Genomic DNA, 3672 nt, shown 5'->3' on the forward strand with positions numbered 1-3672 from the left:
GTCGGCAGCGTCAGATGTGTATAAGAGACAGAGAGGGAGCGCGGCGCGGTTCCGGCCCGCGCAACCGGAAGCGATGTCAGGGCACGAAACCCTCGAACACCATCTGGTCGGCGTGGGCCTCGGCCCGGGCGCGCTGGTCGGGCGTCCGCACCGTCCAGGCCATCACCGGCAGGCGGCCGAGGAGGCGCCCGAGATAGGTGGCGGCACAGGGCAGGTCGTCGACGCGCCAGGACAGGAAGTCGGGCCGCGTCTCCTCCAGGTGCAGGAGGTTCGCGAGCGCCCGCCGCTCGCTCTCGGGCAGGGCGGCGTAGGCGGGGTCGTCCTGGCTCGACTCGGCCACGATGCCGCGCGGGATCCGCTCCGGCACGAGCGCGCGCAACGCCGCCACCACGCGCGGGTCGAAGGACTTGAGCGCGAGCGGCCCGTCGTAGCCGGAGGCGACCTCGGCGACGCGCCGCGTCAGCGCGAGATCGCCGTCGAAGCGCGACTTGATCTCGACGACGAGCGGCACGGCGCCCCCGATGGCGGCGAGGAAGGCGGGCAGGGGGGTGATGGTCTCGTCCGTCCCCGCGACCGCGAGGCGCGCCAGCTCCGCGGCCGTCAGGCTCGCCACCGGCTCGCTCCGCTCCGTCAGCCGCCCGAGGGCGAAGTCGTGGAACACCACGGCCTCGCCGTCGGCGGTCAGCTGCACGTCGCACTCGATCGCGAAGCCCCGCGCGACGGCCGCGCGGGCCGCCGCCAGCGTGTTCTCGGGGATGCCCGCGGCCCGGTCGTGCAGGCCCCGGTGGGCGATCGGCCGCGCGGTGAGCCAGCGGGGCGCTCCGGTCCCGGGAGGGGCCCGCATCAGCGCACCGCGAACATCGCCTCGACCTCGACCGCCGCGTCGAGGGGCAGTTCCGCGACGCCGACCGTCGAGCGGGCGTGGCGGCCGCGGTCGCCGAGCAGCTCCACCATCAGGTCGGAGGCGCCGTTCATGATCGGCGCCAGCCCCGCGAAGGTCGGCACGGCGTTGATGAAGCCGCCGAGCCGCACGCACTGATCGACCCCGTGGTCGAGGTCGCCCACCGCCGCCTCGAGCTGGGCCAGCACGTTGAGCGCGCAGAGCCGGGCCGCCGCGATGCCCGCCTCGTTCGAGACCGTGTCGCCGAGCTTGCCCGTGTGCTCGGGCGCGAGCTTGCCGTCCGGGCCGAAGCAGATCTGGCCGGAGATCACCACGAGGTTGCCGGTGCGCACGAAGGGCACGTAGTTCGCCACGGGGGCTGCCGCCTTCGGCAGGGCGAGGCCGAGATCCTTCAGCCGTTCCTTGATCGAGCTCATGCTGATTCCCTCCGTGACCAACCGTTCGGCGGGGTCTGAGCACAGGCCCGGCGCGGCGCGCAAGGGGGCCGAGGAACGCGGGTCGAGGCGGTGTTCCGGACGATCCCAAAAATCGTCCGGCATGGCTGGCAGGACCGTCAAATCATTGACAGGAGACCGCTGTTTCATAGTAATCGCGCGCGTGCCGCCCCGGTGACGAGGCGGCACTTTCATTTCCGGGCGGGTGCTGCGGGCCGTGGTGGCCCGTGGCCCGCCCCGCGCGCCGGACACAGGAGCTGGGACCCATGACGTCCGTCCTTCTGCCGAACTATGTGCGGGCCCCGATCGCGTTCGAGCGCGGCGAGGGCGCGTGGCTGGTGGCGCGCGGCGGCGAGCGATACCTCGATTTCGGCGCGGGCGTCGCGGTCAACGCGCTCGGCCACGCCCACCCGCACCTCGTCGCCGCGCTCACCGAGCAGGCCGGCAAGGTCTGGCACGTCTCGAACCTCTACGAGATCCCGGAGGGCGAGCGGCTCGGCCAGCGGCTGGTGGACGCGACGTTCGCCGACATCGCCTTCTTCTGCAACTCGGGCGCCGAGGCCAACGAGGCCGCCATCAAGATGGCGCGCAAGTACCACGCCGAGGGCGGCCATCCGGAGCGCTTCCGGATCGTCACCTTCGAGGGCGCCTTCCACGGGCGCACCCTCGCCACCATCGCGGCGGGCGGCCAGCAGAAGTACATCGAGGGCTTCGGCCCGAAGGTGGACGGCTTCGATCAGGTGCCGGCCGGCGACATGGCGGCGCTCGAGGCCGCCATCACGCCCGAGACCGCCGCCCTGATGATCGAGCCGATCCAGGGGGAGGGCGGCGTGCGGGTGGTGCCGGCGGCCGAACTCCGCCACCTGCGCGCGCTCTGCGATAAGCACGGCCTGCTCCTCATCATGGACGAGGTCCAGACCGGCGTGGGCCGCACGGGCCGGCTCTTCGCGCACGAGTGGTCGGGCGTGACGCCCGACATCATGAGCGCGGCCAAGGGCATCGGCGGCGGCTTCCCGCTCGGCGTCTGCCTCGCAACGAGGGAGGCGGCGCGCGGCATGGTGCCGGGCTCGCACGGCACCACCTTCGGCGGCAACCCGCTCGCCATGGCGGTCGGCAACGCCGTGCTCGACGTGGTGCTGGCCCCGGGCTTCCTGGAGCAGGTCGGCCGCACGGCGCTCGACCTGAAGCAGAAGCTCGCCGCCCTGATGGACCGCCATCCCGGCGTCGTCGCGGAGATCCGCGGGGAGGGCCTGATGCTGGGCCTCAAGCTGCGGGTGCCGAACACCGACTTCGCGGCGGCCGCCCGCGCCGAGCACCTCCTGGTGATCCCGGCCGGCGACAACGTGGTCCGACTCCTGCCTCCGCTGATCGTCACGGAGGACGACGTGGCCCAGGCCGTCGCGCGCCTGGAGGCGGCGGCCTCGAACTTCGACGGGGCGCTGCGCGGCGCCGCCGAGTAGCCCGACGATCCACCGGGCGCGCACCCGCGCGCCCGGCGGCAAGCGCGACCGCGCACCGGCGCCGATGCGCCGGGTCGCACGGGGTCGGACCGATCCCGTGCACGGATGATGAGAAACGACGTGTGAGATGATTGCCCAGACGAACGGTCACGCGGTCCCCGCCGAGGGTGCCGGCCCGCGCCACTTCCTCGACCTGAAGGACCTCTCGGCGGAGACGCTGCGCGCCGTGCTCGACGCCAGCGCCGCCATGAAGGCGCGCCGCCGCCGGGGCGAGCCGCCCGCCGAGCGCCCGCTCGCCGGCAAGTATCTCGGCATGGTGTTCGACCGGCCCTCGACCCGCACCCGCGTCTCCTTCGACGTCGCCATGCGCGACCTCGGCGGCGAGACCCTGATGCTGACGGGCAGCGAGATGCAGCTCGGCCGCGGCGAGACCATCGGCGACACCGCGCAGGTGCTCTCCCGCTTCGTGGACGCGATCATGATCCGCATCCTCGACCACGGACTGATGCTGGAACTGGCCGAGAACGCGACCGTGCCGGTGATCAACGCGCTCACCAAGGTCTCGCATCCCTGCCAGATCATGGCCGACCTCCTGACCTTCGAGGAGCATCGCGGGCCGATCCGGGGCCGCACGGTGGCGTGGTCGGGCGACGGCAACAACGTGCTGGCGAGCTGGGTCCACGCCGCCGCGCGCTTCGACTTCACGCTGAACGTCGCGGCCCCGCCGGAGCTGGCGCCCCCCGCCGCCGTGATGGCCTGGGCCAAGCAGGAAGGCGCGCGCGTCAACCTCACCACCGACGCCTTCGCGGCGGTGGACGGGGCCGACGCGGTGGTCACCGATTGCTGGGTCTCGATGGGCGACGAGGACGGCGAGCAC

The 3672-nt window shown here is 73.0% G+C and carries 4 protein-coding genes; 2 read left to right on the plus strand and 2 right to left on the minus strand.

Annotated elements, in window-relative coordinates; all coding sequences use genetic code 11:
* Positions 1-76: 76 nt before the first annotated feature.
* Both AX737_RS17750 and AX737_RS17755 read right to left on the minus strand, forming a co-directional pair.
* A complete protein-coding gene (locus tag AX737_RS17750) occupies positions 77-844 on the minus strand; it encodes a glycerophosphodiester phosphodiesterase family protein (RefSeq protein WP_066923747.1) in 768 nt (255 codons plus the stop codon).
* On the minus strand, positions 844-1317 hold the full coding sequence (locus AX737_RS17755; protein WP_066923749.1) for a RidA family protein: 474 nt from the start codon (positions 1315-1317) through the stop codon (positions 844-846). Before AX737_RS17755 ends, AX737_RS17750 begins: the two co-directional genes overlap by 1 nt.
* A 284-nt stretch (positions 1318-1601) precedes the next feature.
* Here AX737_RS17755 and AX737_RS17760 point away from each other — a divergent pair, with 284 nt between their 5' ends.
* Entirely contained in the window at positions 1602-2795 is a 1194-nt protein-coding gene (locus tag AX737_RS17760; protein WP_066923751.1) for an aspartate aminotransferase family protein, read from the plus strand.
* 127 nt (positions 2796-2922) lie between these two features.
* Positions 2923-3672: ornithine carbamoyltransferase (locus tag AX737_RS17765; protein WP_066923753.1), on the plus strand; the 750-nt coding region annotated here is incomplete at its 3' end.

Origin of the sequence: Methylobacterium sp. CCH5-D2, from assembly GCF_001556475.1 — a bacterium.
In the GTDB taxonomy this organism is placed as follows: domain Bacteria; phylum Pseudomonadota; class Alphaproteobacteria; order Rhizobiales; family Beijerinckiaceae; genus Methylobacterium; species Methylobacterium hispanicum.